The sequence below is a fragment of the Nocardia sp. CA-135953 genome, from assembly GCF_050955735.1.
GTDB lineage: Bacteria > Actinomycetota > Actinomycetes > Mycobacteriales > Mycobacteriaceae > Nocardia.
This window is the reverse complement of record NZ_CP192082.1, coordinates 857,418-876,019: the sequence shown is the minus strand read 5'-3', so window position 1 is coordinate 876,019 and position 18,602 is coordinate 857,418. Positions and strand designations below refer to the sequence as shown.

21 protein-coding genes are annotated in these 18,602 nt (G+C 62.8%); 3 read left to right on the top strand and 18 right to left on the bottom strand.

Annotated features, from left to right (window positions below):
• Positions 1–96: 96 nt before the first annotated feature.
• Positions 97–771: a suppressor of fused domain protein gene (locus ACQPXH_RS04140; RefSeq protein WP_433601019.1), complete on the top strand. Its 675-nt coding sequence runs from the start codon at positions 97–99 to the stop codon at positions 769–771.
• Between the two features lie 44 nt (positions 772–815).
• Entirely contained in the window at positions 816–2,873 is a 2,058-nt protein-coding gene (locus ACQPXH_RS04135; RefSeq protein ID WP_433601018.1) for an NAD(+) synthase, read from the top strand.
• Positions 2,874–3,047: 174 nt separating this feature from the next.
• Here ACQPXH_RS04135 and ACQPXH_RS04130 read toward each other — a convergent pair whose 3' ends face one another.
• The 5 genes from ACQPXH_RS04130 to ACQPXH_RS04110 form a co-directional block, all read right to left on the bottom strand.
• Positions 3,048–3,776: a Clp protease N-terminal domain-containing protein gene (locus ACQPXH_RS04130; protein ID WP_433601017.1), complete on the bottom strand. Its 729-nt coding sequence runs from the start codon at positions 3,774–3,776 to the stop codon at positions 3,048–3,050.
• A gap of 177 nt (positions 3,777–3,953) precedes the next feature.
• Entirely contained in the window at positions 3,954–4,994 is a 1,041-nt protein-coding gene (locus tag ACQPXH_RS04125) for an RNA polymerase sigma-70 factor (RefSeq protein WP_433601016.1), read from the bottom strand.
• Between the two features lie 63 nt (positions 4,995–5,057).
• Positions 5,058–5,957, bottom strand: a complete 900-nt coding sequence (locus ACQPXH_RS04120) for a CDP-alcohol phosphatidyltransferase family protein (RefSeq protein WP_433603296.1) — start codon at positions 5,955–5,957, stop codon at positions 5,058–5,060.
• Positions 5,957–6,679 carry a phosphatidylserine decarboxylase gene (locus tag ACQPXH_RS04115; protein ID WP_433601015.1) on the bottom strand — a complete coding sequence of 241 codons (723 nt, stop codon included), beginning with the start codon at positions 6,677–6,679 and terminating at the stop codon, positions 5,957–5,959. Before ACQPXH_RS04115 ends, ACQPXH_RS04120 begins: the two co-directional genes overlap by 1 nt.
• A 103-nt stretch (positions 6,680–6,782) precedes the next feature.
• Complete coding sequence (locus ACQPXH_RS04110; protein ID WP_063044923.1) at positions 6,783–7,055, bottom strand: GlsB/YeaQ/YmgE family stress response membrane protein; 273 nt, start codon at positions 7,053–7,055, stop codon at positions 6,783–6,785.
• Positions 7,056–7,280: 225 nt separating this feature from the next.
• On the opposite strand from ACQPXH_RS04110, the gene ACQPXH_RS04105 reads away from it, so the two are divergent.
• A complete protein-coding gene (locus ACQPXH_RS04105; protein ID WP_433601014.1) occupies positions 7,281–8,309 on the top strand; it encodes a beta-ketoacyl-ACP synthase III in 1,029 nt (342 codons plus the stop codon).
• 241 nt (positions 8,310–8,550) lie between these two features.
• Here the strand turns inward: ACQPXH_RS04105 and ACQPXH_RS04100 are convergent, their stop codons facing one another.
• The 13 genes from ACQPXH_RS04100 to ACQPXH_RS04040 all read right to left on the bottom strand — a co-directional run bounded on the left by ACQPXH_RS04100 (position 8,551) and on the right by ACQPXH_RS04040 (position 18,442).
• Positions 8,551–9,609, bottom strand: coding sequence for an RDD family protein (locus ACQPXH_RS04100; RefSeq protein ID WP_433601013.1), 1,059 nt, complete (start codon positions 9,607–9,609; stop codon positions 8,551–8,553).
• A gap of 86 nt (positions 9,610–9,695) precedes the next feature.
• Positions 9,696–10,337, bottom strand: coding sequence for a hypothetical protein (locus ACQPXH_RS04095; RefSeq protein ID WP_433601012.1), 642 nt, complete (start codon positions 10,335–10,337; stop codon positions 9,696–9,698).
• Positions 10,330–11,598, bottom strand: coding sequence for a hypothetical protein (locus tag ACQPXH_RS04090; RefSeq protein ID WP_433601011.1), 1,269 nt, complete (start codon positions 11,596–11,598; stop codon positions 10,330–10,332). The genes ACQPXH_RS04095 and ACQPXH_RS04090 overlap by 8 nt, the downstream gene beginning before the upstream one ends.
• The gene (locus ACQPXH_RS04085) at positions 11,595–11,954 is read right to left on the bottom strand and encodes a hypothetical protein (protein ID WP_433601010.1); all 360 of its coding nucleotides are present in this window, start codon (positions 11,952–11,954) and stop codon (positions 11,595–11,597) included. Before ACQPXH_RS04085 ends, ACQPXH_RS04090 begins: the two co-directional genes overlap by 4 nt.
• Before the next feature lie 212 nt (positions 11,955–12,166).
• The gene (locus ACQPXH_RS04080) at positions 12,167–12,682 is read right to left on the bottom strand and encodes an ESX secretion-associated protein EspG (protein WP_433601009.1); all 516 of its coding nucleotides are present in this window, start codon (positions 12,680–12,682) and stop codon (positions 12,167–12,169) included.
• Positions 12,655–12,918 (bottom strand): hypothetical protein, encoded by a 264-nt coding sequence (locus ACQPXH_RS04075; RefSeq protein ID WP_433603710.1) that lies wholly within the window; start codon positions 12,916–12,918, stop codon positions 12,655–12,657. Before ACQPXH_RS04075 ends, ACQPXH_RS04080 begins: the two co-directional genes overlap by 28 nt.
• A gap of 206 nt (positions 12,919–13,124) precedes the next feature.
• Positions 13,125–14,264, bottom strand: coding sequence for a WXG100 family type VII secretion target (locus ACQPXH_RS04070; protein ID WP_433601008.1), 1,140 nt, complete (start codon positions 14,262–14,264; stop codon positions 13,125–13,127).
• A gap of 14 nt (positions 14,265–14,278) precedes the next feature.
• A complete protein-coding gene (locus ACQPXH_RS04065) occupies positions 14,279–14,743 on the bottom strand; it encodes a hypothetical protein (protein ID WP_433601007.1) in 465 nt (154 codons plus the stop codon).
• Positions 14,744–14,777: 34 nt separating this feature from the next.
• Positions 14,778–15,350, bottom strand: coding sequence for a DUF3558 domain-containing protein (locus ACQPXH_RS04060; protein WP_433601006.1), 573 nt, complete (start codon positions 15,348–15,350; stop codon positions 14,778–14,780).
• A 552-nt stretch (positions 15,351–15,902) separates the two neighbouring features.
• Entirely contained in the window at positions 15,903–16,346 is a 444-nt protein-coding gene (locus ACQPXH_RS04055; RefSeq protein WP_433601005.1) for a hypothetical protein, read from the bottom strand.
• Positions 16,347–16,453: 107 nt separating this feature from the next.
• On the bottom strand, positions 16,454–17,347 hold the full coding sequence (locus tag ACQPXH_RS04050) for a hypothetical protein (RefSeq protein WP_433601004.1): 894 nt from the start codon (positions 17,345–17,347) through the stop codon (positions 16,454–16,456).
• Positions 17,344–17,655 (bottom strand): type VII secretion target, encoded by a 312-nt coding sequence (locus ACQPXH_RS04045; RefSeq protein WP_433601003.1) that lies wholly within the window; start codon positions 17,653–17,655, stop codon positions 17,344–17,346. Before ACQPXH_RS04045 ends, ACQPXH_RS04050 begins: the two co-directional genes overlap by 4 nt.
• Entirely contained in the window at positions 17,645–18,442 is a 798-nt protein-coding gene (locus ACQPXH_RS04040; RefSeq protein ID WP_433601002.1) for a hypothetical protein, read from the bottom strand. Before ACQPXH_RS04040 ends, ACQPXH_RS04045 begins: the two co-directional genes overlap by 11 nt.
• Positions 18,443–18,602 lie beyond the last annotated feature (160 nt).

Below are 18,602 nucleotides of genomic sequence, written 5' to 3'. Positions count from 1 at the left end.
GGAGGAGGTAGCGCAGCGGGCCCATGGAGGGTCCCGCGAACGCCGCCGATCCAGCACAGCGCGGCGCATGCTCGGCGCCGACCTTATGGTGTCCAGGTGAGTGAAAGTCCGGGCTGGAACGCTATCGACGCCGCATTGGAGCAGCTATACCACGACACCGCACCCAGCCATTGGGGGACGGGGGTCCCCTGGTCGCTCGGCGGGCCCGATCCGCTGGACGGCATCAGCGCCTATCCGCGCACCGAACCGGTCCCACACTGGCACTACATCAGCTACGGCATGACCGAGCTGTACGAGAAGGAATGGGATAACCCGGACGAATCGGGCTGGGGATTCGAATTCACCTTCCGCCTGCTGCGCACCCCGGCCGACGAGAAACCGCCGGTCTGGCCCGCGAACTTCTTGCAGAATCTGGCCCGCTACGTGTTCCAATCCGGGAATTGGTTCGAACCGGGCCATACCATCAAGTCGAACGGCCCGATCGCCGCGGATCATCCGGATTCGGATATCCACGCCGTCGCCTTCACCGTCGACCCGGAACTCGGCGCCATCGACACACCGCACGGGCGGATGCAGTTCCTGCAGGTCGTCGGCCTGACCATGCCGGAGTACCGAGCCGCGCAGGGTGGGCACACGCTGGCGGTGCTCGACGAGCTCGCGCCGCGGCTGCCGCTGTTGGTCACCGATATCGAGCGCGGACCGCTCATGGAGGAACCGAAGGCCAAGGCGAAATGGCCGCGCTGGGGCGGGGGCCTGACCGGGCGGGCGTAGATTTCGCGATGGAGGAAGATCAACGATCCCGAAGGGGGACGCCTGTGCCCGCATTGCCGTTCGATTCGCTTTATCGGCACGGGTTCGCGCGGGTGGCGGTCGCGGTGCCGCGGATCCGGGTCGTCGATCCCGCGTTCAATGTCGAGCAGACGCTCGAGCTCGCCCGGCAAGCGGCCGCCGACGGCGCGGTGCTGACGGTCTTTCCCGAACTCGGACTCTCCAGCTACACCGCCGACGATCTATTCCACCAGGATGCGCTCGACGACGCGGTCGCCGCGGCAATCGAGCAGGTCGTCGTGGCGAGCGCGGAGATCGATACGGTGCTGGTGATCGGTGCGCCGGTGCGGACGCAGGGGCGACTGTTCAACTGCGGCATCGCGGTCTGCCGCGGCACGGTGCTCGGCGCCGCACCCAAGAGCTATCTGCCGAACTATCGCGAGTTCTATGAGAAGCGCCAGTTCGCGGCGGCACGCGAGACCTTGGACGACCACATCACGATAGCGGGTCAGCGGGTGCCGTTCGGATCCGATCTGCTGTTCACCGCGACCAATCTCGACGGCTTCGTATTCCACCTGGAAATCTGCGAAGACGGCTGGGTTCCGTTGCCGCCCAGTGGATATGCCGCGCTGGCCGGTGCGACGGTGCTGGTCAATCTGTCGGCGAGCAATATCGTCATCGGTAAGGCCGACTACCGGCGCGCGCTGTGCACCTCGCATTCCGCGCGCTATCTGGCCGCCTATCTGTATTCGGCTGCGGGACACGGTGAATCGACCACCGATATGGCCTGGGACGGACAGGCGCTGGTTTGCGAGAACGGCGATCTACTCGCCGAGGGCGAGCGGTTCTGCGACCATCCCCAGTTGGTCACCGCAGATCTCGATCTGCCGCGGCTGGCCGCTGATCGCATTCGCACCACCAGTTTCGCCGACAATGTGCACGATCACCGCGACCGGCTGGTGCGGCTGCGGCGTATCGAGGTCGAGTTGCCGGTTCCGACGAGGGCTATCCCCCTTGGGCGCGAAATCCAGCGCTTCCCTTACGTTCCCAGCGATCCGGCCGCACGCAACGAACGGTGCGCAGAGGTGCATCACATCCAGGTCGAGGGCCTGAGCACCCGGTTGCGTGCGACCGGCAGTCAGCGCTTGGTCATCGGCGTATCCGGTGGATTGGACTCCACCCAGGCGCTGATCGTCGCGGCCAAAACCATGGACCGGCTCGGACTGCCGCGCGCGAATGTGCTGGCCTACACCATGCCCGGCTTCGCGACCAGCACCCGAACCCGCACCGACGCGCACGCGTTGATGGACGCGCTCGGCGTGACCGCGCAGGAGATCGATATCCGCCCATCCGCCACCCAGATGCTTCGAGACCTGAATCACCCTGCCGCCGAAGGTATTCCGCAGTACGACATCACCTACGAGAATGTGCAGGCGGGCGAGCGCACTTCGCATCTGTTCCGACTTGCCAACCAGCACAACGCGCTCGTGGTCGGCACCGGCGATCTGAGCGAACTCGCCTTGGGCTGGTGCACTTTCGGCGTCGGCGACCATATGGCGCACTACAGCGTGAACGCCTCGGTCCCCAAAACACTGATCAAATATCTGATCGCCTGGGCGGTCGACACCGATCAGTTCGGCCCAGAGGCGGGCCGGGTGCTGTCATCGATCCTGCAGACCGAGATCTCGCCGGAGTTGGTGCCCAGCCACGATTCCACCGCACCGAGCCAGAGCTCCGAGGCCACCGTCGGCCCCTACGAACTGCAGGACTTCCACCTCTACTACCTGCTGCGCTTCGGTTACCGCCCGAGCCGAGTCGCCTACCTGGCCCGGCACGCCTGGTCCGAGCGCGACCGCGGCAGCTGGCCGGACCTCATTCCGGCCGACCAGCGCAACACCTACGACCTGCCGATCATCAAATACTGGCTCGCCGAATTCCTACGCCGCTTCATCCAGACGAGCCAGTTCAAACGCTCCACCCTGCCCAATGCCCCGAAAGTCGGTTCGGGTGGCTCACTTTCACCGCGCGGCGACTGGCGTGCGCCGAGCGACGCCTCCGCCGCCGCCTGGTTGGACGAACTCGCCCGCAACGTCCCGGAGAACTGAGCCGCCGTCAGGCCGCGACGGGCTCACGGTACTCGAGCGGGATCCGTGAGCGCACCGACATACCCCGCGATCGGACGGCCCTGCGCTGCCGTGTCCTGGCCGCGTGCGCAGATCGAATGCCGATGGCTATCCAGGCAATTCGACGTCGTCCGGCGATGAACGCGGCCCGGGCGATCATGACTTCTCGGCGGCGATCACCGACAGCAATTCGGACAGATCGGCTTCGGCCTTCGCCTTGTCGACGCCGAGATCGGACAGGATTCCGGAACCGTTCTCCTGTTCGAGCAGGGCGAGCAGGACATGTTCGGTGCCGATGTAGTTGTGTCCCAAGCGAAGTGCCTCACGGAAGGTCAGCTCGAGCACCTTCTTGGCCTCGGCGTCGAACGGAATGAGCGCAGGCACCTTCGCCGGATCGGCCGGCTGTCGGGCAATGGCGTCGTTTGCCGCATCCCGGACCGCTTCGAGTTGCACCCCTTGCGCGATGACCTCCCTGGCGCCGAGGCCTTCCGGTTGGGACAACAGGGCCAGCACCAGATGTCCGATGGAGATCTCCAGATTGCTGGAGGTGCGAGCCGCCTCCTGCGAGGCCACCACCATCTTCCGCGCGCGCGGGGTGAACTTCGCGAAGCCCGCATTGGGATCCATGGCCGCCGGATCACCCGGCCCCTTGGGCACGAACCGCTTCTGCGCGGCCTGTTTGGTGACACCCATGCTGGCACCGATCTCGGTCCACGATGCACCGGAGCGGCGGGCCTGATCCACGAAGTGGCCGATCAGATGATCGGCCACTTCGCCGAAATGCCCGGCCGTGACCACCGCATCGGAGAGTTGGTCGAGCACATTGTCCGGACGTGCTTTCTTGATGCCCTCGATCAGATCATCGAGTCGTACGTTGATTGTCATGCGTCAACCATAGGTTGACGATCTCGTATCGTCAACCGTTAGTTGACGATCTTCAGCGACACGCCGCCCCGGACACACCACGCCCGATCTGCTCCTTGAACCAGGCCGCCGTGCGTCCGGTGAGCACGGTCCGTCACCGATGCGCCGATCCCTGACAGCCTCGGATGATGACCCGCGTCACTCCCGCCCGATATAGGACAGCTTCGCCGGATTGACAATCAAGCGCAGCGCCGTCACCGCGTCGTCGAGGGTGTCCACGCCGACGACCAGCGCGGGTTCCCCCGCCAACCGCACGATGACCGCGAGCGCGCCGTTGATCTCCTCCAGCGCCAACACCATCCGCGGCACCTCCCACCGGAACAGTCCCGCCACATACCGCGCGACCGCGGCAGCCCCGACGATCGGGCGACGAGCCGCGGTAACCTGACCGCCGCCGTCCGCGGTCGAGACGACATCGGCCGCGAGCATCCGCTCCAATGCCTCGATATCCCCGATCCGTGCCGCCTCGAGGAAGCGCTCGATCAGCTCGCGGGCCTGATCGGCCGGAACGTCGAAGCGCGGCCGCCCCTCACGCACCCGGATACCGGCCCGGCGGAAGATCTGCTGCGAGTTGGCCTCGGATACCGCGAGCATGTCCGCGATCTCCCGGTGGGCGTATCCGAATGCCTCGCGCAACACGAAAACCGCCCGCTCGATCGGGCTCAACCGTTCCAATGCCGTCAACAGCGCCAGCGACACCAGCTCGCGCTCCTCCACCGTCTCCAACGGCCCGAGCTCCCCGCGCGCGGTCGGTACCGGCTCGGGCAGCCACGGTCCGACATAGGTCTCGCGGCGGGCCCGGGCCGAAACCAGCCAAGTGCGGCAGAGATTCACGACCGCGGTGGTCAGCCAGGCCTCGGCCGAGCGAATCGTGCTGCGGTCGGTGCCATCCCAGCGCAGGTAGGTCTGCTGCACCGCGTCCTCGGCCTCGGTCGCGGAGCCGAGCATCCGATAGGCGAGCGCGAACAGGCGCGGGCGATGCGCCTGGAATTCGCGCAATCCATCCGGTTTCACCGCCACCTTCTTCCGTGCTCGGCCGCCGAAGATGACGGTACCGGTCGGGATCCATCCGGCCTTCGACAGTTCGGTGACCGACCCGATGGTCCGGCCACCACCGAAAACCCGACCCAGATCGAATCCCCAGAAGCCCAAACCACCAAGTGCCGCAACGCCGCTCATAGCCGCAGCATTCACGCGCGACCCAGACGATTCCTCGAGGAATACCAGGCAAGCCCCAACAGCTCACTGGTGCAGATCGTCCGCCCGACGCTCTTTCCCCGGACTGCGCAGCCGCAGGCGGCTCGCCCCGCGGATCGCCGGACGCCGCAGTGCGGGTCGTCGCCGCTGCGCCCGCCGCTGGGCCCGGCGTTCGGATGGCTTGTGCTGCCAGGTTTCCGGACGCGCGGCCACCCAGCGCCGCGAATGCCAGGCGAACGGGATATGCGCGAGGTACAGCGCGACCAGCACCAGCAGCAGCACGATCGGATAGGTGACCAGCAGCGCCGTCGCGAGCGCAGTCAGCACCAGCAGGCCGGCAGCCGCCTGCGGCGCCACCGATACCGACTTCATGGCCAGCGTCGGAATCGTGCTGACCGCCAGCGCCGCCGCGAACAAGGTCCAGGCCGCGACCTCGTAGTAGCCGACCCACCAGCCGTCGCCGAACTGCACGTACAGCCCGATCGGCACCAGCGCGATCAACGCCGCCGCCGGTGCGGGGACGCCGACGAAATACTCGCGCGCCCACTGCGGTCGAGTGTCGTCGTCGAGCAGGGTATTGAACCTGGCCAGGCGCAGCACAAGGCTCACCGCGAAAACCAGCGCGATGATCCAGCCCGCGCTGTTGCTGTCCAGCAGCGCGATGTAGATCACCAGACCGGGCGCGACACCGAAGGAGATTGCATCGGAGAGCGAATCGAGTTCGGCGCCCATCTTGGTGGTGGCATCGAGCATCCGGGCCAGCCGACCGTCGAGGGTGTCCAGTACGGCCGCGGCGCCGACCATCGCCAAGGAGATGTCGAGCCTGTCGTCCAGTGCGAACTTCACCGCGGACAGTCCCGCGCACAGCGCCATGATTGTCACGATGCTCGGCAACAGCCGGATGGTCCGGTGCCTTCGCTGCGGTGTGGGCAGGGCCTGCTCCATCATGAGTCGGTGGAAAGTACGGCCAGCACGGTCTCGCCCCCGATCGTGCGCTGTCCGGGTTCGACGAGTAATTCGGTACCCGCCGGGAAGTACGTGTCGACCCGGGACCCGAAACGGATCAGGCCATAGGTATCGCCGATGGTCAGTTTGTCACCGGCCTGCGCATCGCAGACGATGCGCCGCGCCAGCAGACCCGCGATCTGCACGACCACGAGCTGCGCGCCACCGGCGGTGTCGATGACCATGCTGTTGCGCTCGTTCACCGCACTGGCCTCGGGCAGATCCGCCGAACGGAACTGACCGGACTGGTGCAGCACGGAGCGCACGGTGCCGGAGATGGGAGTGCGCTGCACATGGACGTCGAGCACCGAAAGAAAGATGCTCACGCGCGGCAGCGGCGCATCGCCGAGACCAAGTTCGGCGGGCGGCGTCGCGGTATCGACCAGAGCGATCTCGCCGTCGGCCGGGGCGACGACCACGCCCGCCCGATTCGGCGGCACCCGGTTCGGATGCCGGAAGAAGGTCGCGCAGGCCGCGGCGGCCAGCAGACCCGTGCGGCGCACCCACTTGCGCTTACCTCCGATGACCGCCACCGCGAGCGGCGCCGCGACGAACGGCAGCCCGGCGGGATGCAGCGGGGGGATCGCGGCCCGGACGAGATCGACGACATGGCCGACTCCGGTCGTTTCGGGCGTGCCGGGCGGGGTGGGACGGCGTGCCACAGGCTCCTCTTTCGTGCTCGATGCAGAGACGGTTTGCGCCTTCAACGATAGGTCCGGCGCAAGCGTTCACACCTTACGGGAACAGAGCCTGTGGCACCCACGGTCAGCTCATGGCTTTACGGCCGGTGAACAGCCGCACCAGGAACAGCAGAATCACCGCGCCGCCGAGGCAGGTGAAGAAGCTGAACCAGAGTCCGCCGCCTTCGACATCGACGCCGAGCAATTTGAGGAGGAATCCGCCTAGCAGGCCGCCGACCACGCCGACCACGATGTTGAGGAGGATGCCTTGTTGCGCATCCGTCTTCATAATCTTGCTGGCGATCCAGCCGGCGAGACCGCCGATGATGATCCACCCGATAATCCCGAGTCCGAGCATGGTGTCCTCGAATCAATAGTTGGGGCAGCGCGCCGCACCACAGGGCGCGCTTCGGAGGTATACCCGCCAAATGTGAGAATACGCACGCCCAACACGTGCGACACGGGCTAATATGAGGGGGCCTCATGTCTACGGTGACGTAGGCGGCCGGCCGATGAGGGACTCATTTCGATGCTTTCGGGGTACAACCCGGCGGCGCCGCCGCAGGTACATAGGAGACGCATTATGGCTGCTCAAATCACCCAGACCACAGGGGCTGAGCACACGGCGGTCCTCGGGCTCGGCGTTTACCGCCCCGCTCGAATCGTCACCAACGAAGAGGTCGCCGGTCCCATCGGCTCGAGTGACGAGTGGATCCGCACCCGTTCCGGAATCAAAACGCGGCGCTTCGCCTCGAAGGAGGAGACGATTCAGAGCATGAGCGTCGCGGCCTCTCGCGGCGCGCTCGAATCCGCGGGAATCGAGGTCGAGCAGGTCGACTGCGTCATCGTCGCCACCTCCACTCACCTCTTGCTGACTCCGGCCGCCGCGCCGCAGATCGCGACCGAACTGGGCATGAACGGCACGGCGGCGTTCGATATTTCGGCCGGTTGCGCGGGCTTCTGCCACGCGCTCGCGGTGGCCTCGGATCTGGTGCGCGCCGGAACCGCCAGCCATGTGCTGGTGATCGGCGTGGAGAAACTGACCAACACCGTCAATCCGAAGGACCGCGCGACCGCCTTCCTGTTCGCCGACGGCGCAGGCGCGGTGGTGGTCGGTCCCGCGGAAGAACAGGGCATCGGCCCCACGGTCTGGGGTTCGGACGGCACTCAGCACCATGCGATCCGCCAGGACAAGGATTGGATGGAATACTTCGCCGAAATCGAGGAGAAGGGCCTCGACGCGGTGCGGCCCTACCTCGCCATGGAGGGTACGGCGGTATTCCGCTGGGCCGCACATTCATTGGAGAAGGTCTGCCGCGACGCCATCGATCGCGCGGGCCTATCCACCGACGACCTGGACGCGATGATCCCGCACCAGGCCAACGGCCGGATCATCGAGATCATGGCGCGGGTGCTGAAGCTGCCCGAGCACTGCGCGCTGGCCAACGATATCGAGGAGACCGGGAATACCTCCGCCGCTTCTATTCCGCTCGCCATGGAGGCGTTGCTGCGCAAGGGTGAGTCGAAGCCGGGCGATACCGCGCTGCTGATCGCCTTCGGCGCCGGTCTCTCCTACGCCGCGCAGGTCGTGACGCTGCCCAACTGGCAATAACTCAGGCCCCAGGTGACCTTCGCCGTGAAGGTCACCACCTGGGTGCCCGGTTTCCAGCTGGCACGCCTCGATCTTCGGGGTGTTGTTGTCGCGGCTGCCGGCCTCGTTGATGGTGACGACATCGGTCAACTTCAACCCGGCCGGCACCACGTACTGATCGGCCCGCGATTTGGCATCGCCGAAGGCGTGCGACCTGGTGCTCACTGCCTCGAAACACACCCCATACCTTGTGATCTCGCGATCATCGATGTGCCCGAATATCGCGGCGTCGCACGGCGGGGAGGAAGTAGTCGTCAACTCTATCCGGCCCCGGTAGATCACCGTTGCCGACGAGCGCTATCGGAAACGCGACCACCATGTACAGATCTACCAACCACACGGCCAACAGCCGTCCGAACGAAGGGGAGGTTCCGTCGTCGGGGCGGATGACGCGCAATCCGAATACGGCCTTGCCGACGGTCGCGTGGAAGATCGCCTGCACACCGACGCGGTCGACTACCGACGCCAGCGCCCAGAACCCCAGCGCGATAATCGGATTCACACCGAGATGCTTCCAATCGAATCGGGTAACGGCCTCGACCGAGAACTCGGGGCTGACGGCGATCGCCGAGCCGAGCCCGACGCCGAGGTGTAGGGCCCAATCAATGGCGAAGGCCAAGACTCGACGCAATAGGCGAGGCGATGGGTAACGAGTGTCATCTGAGCTACCGTGCCGTACCACTACCGGCTCGCCCACCGGCTTCATTTTCACGTAACCGCGGTCTCGGGCAAGTTGAAATTCGCGAACGGACAGCGGCGGTGCACCGTTCGAATCGAGTCGAGTGCCAGAGCGATTCTCTCGGAACGAGAATTCAGGCGGCTGCCTGGCCGGAGAATAGTACGCGTACCGAAAGTCGCCGCCACCTGGGGCGGAGATGACACCGTGTTTACGAGGATCGCCTGCGAACCACGCTGTCGAAGAGTTACCGTCCACCACTGAACCTATTTGATGAGCCCAACTGCTGACGATCAATTGCGCGATTCGGTTTCCGTTGATATCCCTCAGTTCAACCCACTCGTAGCGGCGGTTGGTCAGATAACCGATCGGATACTCCAGCCAGGGATACCGCTGCAATATCGTCCGCGTCCGCCTCCGGATCCATACCATGCATGCACCGAAAATCCCGGTGCAGAAAAGGATTACCGACAGCACCAACCCTGGTCCGGCAAGGCGGTGGGTCAATTGGCTGTGGCCAGGATCGCCCAAATTGATGAAGATCACGGTCGCTGGCAGACTGGCTACCCCGCCGAGCAGCGCCATCCACGGCAACAACACTCCCTTTCGCAAGGCGGCACGCGTGGAAGGCCAGGACGCGGCCGGTGATGACGTTTCCACGATAAAATCCCTCACAAGTCCAGTGATGATGGTCGAGGCATCGTGCGACCGCTCGCCCGAAATTCGATCGACTCTGCCATGTCCACGATCATCTTTCGAAATTCTGGACCATAGTCGACTGCTGCGGTCGATAGCTCGACAGCGGCCAGGGCTGAGCCGTCATCCGACGGAACAACAGCTTCGAGCTGGAACGTAGCCGTGGTGGCGCTCGCGAATGGTCTTTCTGGAAACTCAGGCGATGGAAGCTCCGTCACGCGCTCAGTGAACATCATCGGCCGACCACCCACATCTGCCATTTCGAGATTGTATATTTCGCCGGACTCCGACCGGGAATCAGCTAGGTTCGTCAATCTCAATCGTGGATTCAACTTATCACCACCGGTTTCATAGACGCAAACAGTGATGCATGACGTGATCAGATTTCCGTCCGACGACAAGTGTCGACCTATTCCGCAATACCTCGTGTCCCTGTGCGCTAGTTCGGCAAAGAGTGTTAGGGCAGCGGGCAGGATTGCCTCGGCCATGGCCTTCGTTGTCGATGACTCCATTTCACCGACAATCCCTTGGACAACGCCTATCCGGCTCTCTATATCGGTTAGGGGCATAGCCATGAAGCCGTGTGGAATCCAGATATCCACCGTTGTATCACTCATTGCCAATATTCCCTATCTTGAAAAGTCCTAGGCCAGCCTTTCCGGCGCGCGAGAACAGTTCAATGCCAGCCGCCGAGGTTCCCGGCTCGAGCTTGCTGACCTGACCGAAATCCTCGAAGACGCTACTGAAGTCGTTCATGGACCGGGATACCGCCGATGGCATCAGTGGAATCTTGTCGACCGCGTTCGGAACTCCGTCGATGATTTTCGTCATTATTCCCGGGGCTTGCGCGCCCTCGGTGAATGCTCTGATAGCCGGAGCGAATTCTCCAAGTTCAGTAAATGCCTTCACCCCTTTTATTGCGCCTCCGACGCCAGGTATAACACCCAGGCTATCGAGTCCAACAGTCATCCCTATCTTCGTCAGCGCATCACTATTGAAATCGCCGGAAAAGACATCCTTGAATGCACCGCGGACATCAGGATCGAGGAAATCCGTTGCGAGTGCGCCCGCACCGGCGACGAGCGCGATACCTGCGAAGATCGCATCCGCCGGCGGGGGTGTCACCAGTGCGAGAAGACCCGTAACCGCAGATATTCCTGCCAACACATCGTGGATCTGCTGTCGATGATCGCCGATCCACTGACCGACACCTTTTATCGCGTCGGCGATGCGGTCCCAGATGCTCTTGTCAGGCGGGCTGGGCGCGAAATCCTTTGCAGCCCCGTCTAGTTCGCTCGCAATCCGTCGGGCCAAGCTGTCGTGTGTGCTTTCGAGATCGCGTGCGCGGCGGATGATCGAATCGACGTTCCCTTCCCAGGTGTTGACCGCTGCGACGGCGGCATTGACCTGGGCGGTGGCGGCGTTGAGGCGGGTCTGCGCGGCTTGCAACTCGACTGGATCGGTGAAGGTCATGCTGCCCAGACCCAGGTCTGTGTTCGACCGAGCTTGCTGCAATGTTTGGAGTGCGCTGTTGTACTGCCCCTTGGCCTCGGCGGCTTCGGTTTCCAGGCCGTTGGCGGTGTCCCGGAAGCTCACGAGGTTCGCATGCCATTCGGCGAGCAGTCCGACGGCCTTTTCGAGCGAGTTCTGGGCGTAGCCAAGGTCCTGGGCAAGGGTGGCATCGAAATGCGCACGGAAAGCATCGCCGCCCCCGCCCTGCCAGACGTTGTCGTTGCTGTTGCGCAGGCTGTTCAACAACTGGTTGGTTTCCTTGACCGCGTCGGCGGCTGTGTTGATCTGCCCGCGCAGCCCCGCCACGTCGTCGGGAGCGCCCGGGACGGGGTTGAAACCGAGGTAGGGGTACGGGTTCTGGCTCATGCTGTGGCCGAGGTGGCCGAGGTGGCCGGCTGTCCGTCAACGGCGTTCTTGGCTTGCTCGACCACCTTGGCGAATGCTTCGTCGGTCTGTCGATAGGCATCGAGGCACTGTGCGACACCGTCCGCGGTTGCCTTCGCGGACTCGCCGATCCGCTCGATGCCGAATTGCCATCGTCGTTGGAAGCTGTCGGCGGCGTCGTTGAGAGTCTTGGTCCCGATGTCGCCGTGGCTGCCGTCCTTCATCGCGTTCATCGCATCGTTGAGCACCTGCTCGGCGCCCCGTAATGACTGAACCGTCTTGCTCAACACATCGATGTCCACCTCTAGAAACCCGGCCAACTCAGCACTCTCCTTCACGCGAGATCATGTACATACCGACCGCCGAGAACCCTGTCCGGTCCGTGCGGACAGTTCACAGGGTGGGAATGGAGTTCCGGTCGGATCAGTCCCTTGTATCAGTAATGGACGCACCGTCTTTCGAAACGGTTCCATCGAGCGAACATTCTCATGCACCAGGTATCCGGGATCGGCACTTTGGGATTCGTTGCATCTCGCCCGTATCCGCAGGGCTACCAGTGGTCTTCGGCTTCGCGCCGACGTTGGGTTACCTGGTCGATCCAGGACGTGAAGTGGGAAGTCAGATCGGTTGGGGTGGTGGGGCGGACGGTGATGTGCTGTCTGTGGGTTTCGGTGTAGCAGGGGTCGCCCGTGATGTCGTGCCATTGGACGGTGGTCGAGGGTGCGGTGAGTTTATTGGCGGGGCCGATATGCAGCAGGGCCGAGCCGCCACCGTCGGCGGGGCGGTGCAGCAGACGTTGATAGCGCTCGCGCGGACTGTTGCGGGTGACGCTTTCGAGGTGGCCGTTGGCGCGGGTGGACAGGTCATCCGGGTGGAAGGTCGCCGACGGTTGAGTGCCGGAGTTACACGGCGGCAGCGAGCTGACCAACTGTGCCGGGAGGTGGTCAACCGGAAACAATCGGCATCGGATAGGGCCTGGGACGTCGTCGAAAGTTGCCTGCGCCAACGACATCGCGTGATAGTCGGTGCGGGCACCGATTAGGCGGGATATCCGCACGCCACCCATAGGATTCTTGTGTTGGGTTGTGCCGCCGAAGATTTGGATGCGCATGGTGGGGTGGTCAAGGTCTGCAGGGCGAGTTGGATCTCTTCGAATTCATCGCGGGAGTAGCGCTCGCGCATGGTGACCCGGCCCGCCTCGAAGTCGTCGCGGTGGGCGAAGCGGCTGGTGAAGCGGAGTGGATTGGGAAAGCGGTCGTTCGCGGGGCCGAACCTGGTGCGGCGAAATCGTCGGGCTCCCATGTCCATTCAGCTATCTGAAGATTTCAATCGGTGATGCGGGTGTGCGTGCGCTGTGTGCACCCGGAACGTACGTCGAGCCGGAGTGGTATCACGGTCGTAGCCAATACGTTCGGCGGCCGTCGACGAGACGAGGTCGCATCTCGTGGACCGCGCCGACACCGCCCGGCTGCGCGCGGGTTTCCGGCGACTACCGCGCCAGCGAGTTGTCAGTTGCGCGCAGGCGGGTCGGGGTTCGCGCCGATCACACCGCCCTCGACGGTCTTGGCGATCTCGCCGATGAGTTCTTCGGTGTTTTCGGCGTTGATGAGGTAATCCGGGATCTTGTGGGTGCTGTCCTCATCGGACTTGCCCTTGCCCGCACCGGCACCCATCCCGCCCATGCCCGACATTCCGGATCTGCCGGTGGTCGACGTGGCCGCCGCGGCGGGCGTGGTCGTGCTGGTCGTACCTGGGATACCGGAGACGGTGCGACCGGGGCTGGGCGTCGTCGAACCAGAACTCCCCGCAGTACCTGGCGAACCGGTGCCGGTCGTTGTGGAACTCGGCGTCGTAGCGGTGCTCGGCGTGGTCGTAGTCGGGGTGTCCGATGTGGTGGCAGTGGGTGTTGTACTCGAGTTGGTCGTGGTCGGAGTGGTCCCGGACGTGTTGGTATCGGTGGACGTGGGTTCTTCGGTGGTCTTGTCCTCGGGCTTTTGTTCGGGATTCTCGCTGCCCGAGTCTCCAGGACCGCCGGTCGTGCCAGGGCCTGCTGTTCCACCGGGCCCGTTCGGTCCCGAGTCGTCGCTGGACTTGGTCGGTCCCGAGATATCCAGCGGTTCGGCGGGGTCGAGCGCGGTCGGCAACACGGGAACACGTCCGTCGAATTCGGCGAACTTGTTCACATAGTTGGTGAGCATGGCGCTGCGGGCACCGGCAGTCGCCTCATTCTTGGTGTTCTCTTCCTCATGGGCGCGCGGTGGCCAGACGTTCGCGGTCCACGAGTGGTGGTTGGCCTCGGGGATTCCATTGGCGACGGCGCGGACACCTTCGGCGGCGGACTGCATATCGTTGGACATCTGGGTGATCAGCGGAGTCAGGTTGTGGGCGTCGGTGACGTAGCGGGTGATCGAGTTCTTGGCGCTGTCGGCGGCCGAGCCCTCCCACGCCTCGGCGATCGAGCTCTGCACCGAACGGGCGAAGGTTTCCAGGCCTTGGTCCCACTGAGTGGCCACATTCGAATAGCTCATGGCCGAATCATGCGCGACCTTGGGATCCAATGGCTTGAACGCATCCTCGATATCACTGCGTTCCCAATGGAATACGTTCTCTCCGTGCGGAGGGATCTTCGTTGACTCGTTGCCGCTCATCGCGATTCGCCTTTCTACAAGCCCGGCCAGGAGAAGATCTTGGGCGTGGCCGGAGCCTGCTGCGGCATGTTCGCCTCGAGGTCCGAGTAGCGGGCGGCCTGGTCGGTGTCAGTGCCGGTAATGCGTTCGCGGACGGTGCGGAACAAGGTTTGGAAGTCCTCGATGACCTTGTAGTGCGACTCCATCACGGCGAAGACACTGTTCTCCGACCCCCTGGACTTATCCCGCCAGCGTTGGACCATCGTCTTGGCGGATACCAGATCCCGGTCGCCCTGCTTCTCGAATCTGTCACCAAGACCCCATTTATCCTGCTGTGAGATTTCGGTCATCGTTCTCTGGATGTTCAGGATGACGCTCTTGAAGTATTCGCAGTCGCGGTCGACATAGACGAACTTCTCGAGATCCATCCGGATCGTCAGCCGACCCTCGCGGGCCTCGGTGATCAGATTCGCCAACGGGCTCTTGTCGTCGTTTGCCATGTCGCCGCCCCCAGTTCGGTCAGTGAATCAGTGGTCAGGCGTTGGCGGGCAGGCTGGGCACAACCTTCTCCGCTAAATCACGAGCCAAGTTGCATGAGTCGAGGCTTCCCGTGTTGGTCGACTTCGGGTTGGTCAGATTGAATTCAAGACTGCCACCCCTCATCTCCACGTCCACCGTGCACGCCTCTTTGATGAACGGGCCATCGAACTGGCGTGTCGAGATCGCCCGCCTGCCATCGATGGTGAACTCGGTGGTCTCAGGAAAGTTGCGGCTGCGAATGACGTCAATAGTAAGGTTTGTAGTACGGATGCTCACTCCATAGCTGCTGGGCCGCACCCACGCGCAGCCGCGCCACTTGACCTCTCCACCTGCATCGCCATTGGCGGTTGACTTCATACCGAGCTTCTCCGAATCCAGCACACTTTGCGGAACGTCCTTGCACGGGTCATAAGTACGCGGCACGTCTGCGGCCAGTGACGGCCCTGCGCTGGTCGAAGTGCTAGCAGGCTTGGCCTCCCCATCGGTCGACGACCCACACCCCGACAGCAGCAATACCGCGCCAACAGCCGATGCAATGCCACACAGCGCATTCCCCCTGCTACTCATGTAGTCCCTCTCGGTCGCCGACTGCGTCGATGGCATCGATCGGGGTCGGCCCGGCTCCCCGCCCCATTCAGCTGGATCGACCGTACCGACCACCAGACAAGCGTGCAAGCGGCGCACGACTTCGCCGCCAGCAAGGTCATCGACGCCCCAGGCAGCCGCAGTACGGACTGAGGCATTCGCAGCTCACCTTGTGAGCTGCTGGCGATGTCTCCGCAAATCAGCACTGGGCATTGGTCGCCAAGGAATATCGGTCCAGGATTCCGGCCCACTTACATGGTCGGTCGACATCGACGACCTGCCGCCCGGCACCATGGCTCGGGAAACAGCCGGATTGTTCCCTGCACGGGGTACTGCTGCTTGGCAGCCCGGCGAGCTGCCAGTCGACGCCGAGGCTTTGCAGGCCCTCGATCTGGTCGGACGTAAATGCGCCTGCCCGGAAGCTGGGCTGCAACTGCTGATCCATGTAGGCCCGCCCCATCTTCCACCACACCCGTGATGCGATCGACGCGCACGACATTTCCCCGTGCCGTAGCTTGGTTCTCACCGGACCGGCTATCCATTGACTGCGAATTTTGTGGTCAGCTCGGTCAGGAATTGAACGGATTTGCGTTTGTCGTCGTCGGTCAGGTGGAGGTCGCCCTCAGCCGTCTGGGTGTCGGCCTCCCGGATCTCGAGCATGGCGATCCACGTGTTGATTCGGGTAGCGAACCGTACCGTATGGTCTCCTTTATCTGCTCGCAGATCGTACACCCATACTGCCTCGCCCAGCTCTGGCGTCTTCGCAAACCCACGGCGACCCTCTGTTGGATCATCGTTCGGTGCATTTCGCACTACGCAGGCCCCAACCAGCTTCTGGCCCTGGGCGAGCGTGCACACTCCGCCGACCGTAAGGACGACGTCTGTCGAGAGGATTAAGTCGGTGGCTCGCGCATCGACGGCGTGCAACTCGGTTGTGAAGAAGTCCTTCAGAACATCGCACATTTCTCCCTGTGTCATCGTCGGTCGAGCCTGAGACGACACGGGTGTTGCAGCGGGCTGCGACGGAGAGCATCCCGCCGTCAAGGCCAGCGCAGCAGTGGCGACCACGGTTAGCAAGCCAATCCTCACTGGGGCACCGTCCAATCCGACTTGTCCCCGTCTTTCGTTGAGGCGTCGCCGATCGCTTCCCGGATTCCTTCGATTCCAGTTCCGTAGGAAGATTTGACACCACTGGGCCATTTATTGTCAGGAAGACCCTTTTGAATATCTATAATCTGCGATATCTTGTTACCTTCAATCATATGAGTCTTGGCGGCATCCCCCATACTCTTCACAATACCGATAATGAAGGCCCTTGCAGCCTCTACCACCTTTACCAACTCCTGGGCAACAGAGAGCGCGCCCGAGAACGTTATGGATAACATACTTTTGACACTATTGAAAAAGCCGTCCTCAACCTTCGAGATCAACTCCTGCACTTTCGTGGCGATCTCGCCGTATAGAGTCAACTCCGCCGCAGCAATACTTTCCAAGCTGAGTGCGATATTACTGAATTCTATCTGCAAGTTGTCCAATGCGGGCTGCTGCCTGATTGTGCGCATTTCTTCGTATCTGGTAGCCGCATCGCCCGACCACTCGGAGAGTTTGGTGTCAGCGAAGTCGCCGCTTGCGGCGACCAGATTATTCTTGAGGTTGCGCCACTCGTTCGCGACATCGATGAACTTGACCGGAACGTCCAGATCGGGTTCGAGTTGCTTGAGCTTCTCCCAGGTTTCACGAATGGCACTGTTTGCCTTGTCACGTTCGGCCCAAATCTCATCGACGGCATCCTCAACCGACCCGGTCAATACCCCCACGGGGTTGGTGGCGGCACCAGCATACCCGTTTGCTCGAACAAGCTTGACTAGGTGCCCGCAGCCTGAGTCCACCTTCGCCGGCAGATCCCCCACTTCGATTACCTTCGCACGAAGATAAGTTGACTTTTCGAGCAAGCTTTGCCGATTATCTGGGGCGGTCATATCTCCCCCTCGAGCTTCGCCAGCTTTCCTTTACTGGCGAGGTCTTCCGCTTCATACGTATCTGCCGCGGATTTGAGGACTTTGCCGATATCCTCGAAAACGGTGACACCTTCATTCAACCTGTCTCGGAAGTAGCCAGGGGCCGGTTGATACTTCGACAGCGCTTCCGCGAACGTGCCCGCTTCTGACGCAGTGATTTCAAGGTTTCGGGTTGTCTCAACTCCCACTTTGAGGTGGCCGGCAGCTTCACCCCAGCTGGTGGCAGCCAATCTCATCGCTCGCAGGTTAAGTGTCAGCTTATCTGCCATCACGCATCCGTTCTTCTAGGAGCCGCAGCCGATGCTGGTCCAACTGATATTCCAGATCATCGTCTGTATAAGGTGAATAGTCTCCCCGTACGATGCGCTTTGGGCGCATGGAACGGATCTGATCGGCGCACCACAGGATTTCGTCTACGATCCGATCGGACTGTGCGGTCGCTGCCCAATCATTTCGCACCTCGATCGACAGCAGCTGGGATACGTCAGCGGTCAACTTGACGGGATTTTGTCCGTGAAATATGACTTGACCCGATGCTTGGAAGTGTCCGCTATTGATCATGCCGCTGGACGCGATGCTGTATTCCTCCCAGGTCCGAGTCTCGAGCAACACCATCAGAATTATCCGGTGATCCGGGATCGCGGCCTCCGAAATTTCTTGCGGAGTCGGCCGACGACCAGACGCGTACAGCTGGTCTAGACGCTGCTCCACAGCGGCTCTGTAGGCCGCCATGAGTTCGGCCCCGACCTCGTGGGGAGCGACATAGCGGCTCCATTGCGGACGAATCAGAATGCGGATCGGCAGGCAGCCGCGGTCGAGTTCCATTGAGGCGAAGGATGATCCGACACGAATTGGAGTTGCGGATGAGTTAGCCACTGCGAAGGGGGCCTCACCCTGTGGCGACGTCGACTCGGTGAGGGCCGGTACTGGTTTCGGCTCGACCGGAGGTGGCGCCGAAACAGGCTGGGCAGCATTGGACCTCTTCGGTACAAGCGGCTCTTCGTCCCAGTACTCATCGGGGTCGTCGTAGTGATTGAAGTATCCCCCCGCCGCCATCACATCACCTCGTAGCCTTCTGACCACTGCGCAGCACAGTAGCCTTTTGTGGTTTGAGCTGACATCGAACCCTCCCCTGCAGTTGGCTGCACCCCCACGGCGACGACTGCCTGTCACCCTCTCGGGCATCGTCCGGTTTGTCAAGGGTGACGATGATCTT

Bases quoted from the DNA above. Each gene is read 5' to 3' on its own strand.
- ACQPXH_RS04130 (WP_433601017.1), bottom strand. From the start codon at position 3,776: ATGACAATCAACGTACGACTCGATGATCTGATCGAGGGCATCAAGAAA.
- ACQPXH_RS04125 (WP_433601016.1), bottom strand. From the start codon at position 4,994: ATGAGCGGCGTTGCGGCACTTGGTGGTTTGGGCTTCTGGGGATTCGAT.
- ACQPXH_RS04120 (WP_433603296.1), bottom strand. From the start codon at position 5,957: ATGGAGCAGGCCCTGCCCACACCGCAGCGAAGGCACCGGACCATCCGG.
- ACQPXH_RS04110 (WP_063044923.1), bottom strand. From the start codon at position 7,055: ATGCTCGGACTCGGGATTATCGGGTGGATCATCATCGGCGGTCTCGCC.
- ACQPXH_RS04105 (WP_433601014.1), top strand. From the start codon at position 7,281: ATGGCTGCTCAAATCACCCAGACCACAGGGGCTGAGCACACGGCGGTC.
- ACQPXH_RS04100 (WP_433601013.1), bottom strand. From the start codon at position 9,609: ATGGCGCTGCTCGGCGGGGTAGCCAGTCTGCCAGCGACCGTGATCTTC.
- ACQPXH_RS04095 (WP_433601012.1), bottom strand. From the start codon at position 10,337: ATGAGTGATACAACGGTGGATATCTGGATTCCACACGGCTTCATGGCT.
- ACQPXH_RS04090 (WP_433601011.1), bottom strand. From the start codon at position 11,598: ATGAGCCAGAACCCGTACCCCTACCTCGGTTTCAACCCCGTCCCGGGC.
- ACQPXH_RS04080 (WP_433601009.1), bottom strand. From the start codon at position 12,682: ATGGGTGGCGTGCGGATATCCCGCCTAATCGGTGCCCGCACCGACTAT.
- ACQPXH_RS04075 (WP_433603710.1), bottom strand. From the start codon at position 12,918: ATGGGAGCCCGACGATTTCGCCGCACCAGGTTCGGCCCCGCGAACGAC.
- ACQPXH_RS04070 (WP_433601008.1), bottom strand. From the start codon at position 14,264: ATGAGCGGCAACGAGTCAACGAAGATCCCTCCGCACGGAGAGAACGTA.
- ACQPXH_RS04065 (WP_433601007.1), bottom strand. From the start codon at position 14,743: ATGGCAAACGACGACAAGAGCCCGTTGGCGAATCTGATCACCGAGGCC.
- ACQPXH_RS04060 (WP_433601006.1), bottom strand. From the start codon at position 15,350: ATGAGTAGCAGGGGGAATGCGCTGTGTGGCATTGCATCGGCTGTTGGC.
- ACQPXH_RS04055 (WP_433601005.1), bottom strand. From the start codon at position 16,346: ATGACACAGGGAGAAATGTGCGATGTTCTGAAGGACTTCTTCACAACC.
- ACQPXH_RS04050 (WP_433601004.1), bottom strand. From the start codon at position 17,347: ATGACCGCCCCAGATAATCGGCAAAGCTTGCTCGAAAAGTCAACTTAT.
- ACQPXH_RS04045 (WP_433601003.1), bottom strand. From the start codon at position 17,655: ATGGCAGATAAGCTGACACTTAACCTGCGAGCGATGAGATTGGCTGCC.
- ACQPXH_RS04040 (WP_433601002.1), bottom strand. From the start codon at position 18,442: ATGGCGGCGGGGGGATACTTCAATCACTACGACGACCCCGATGAGTAC.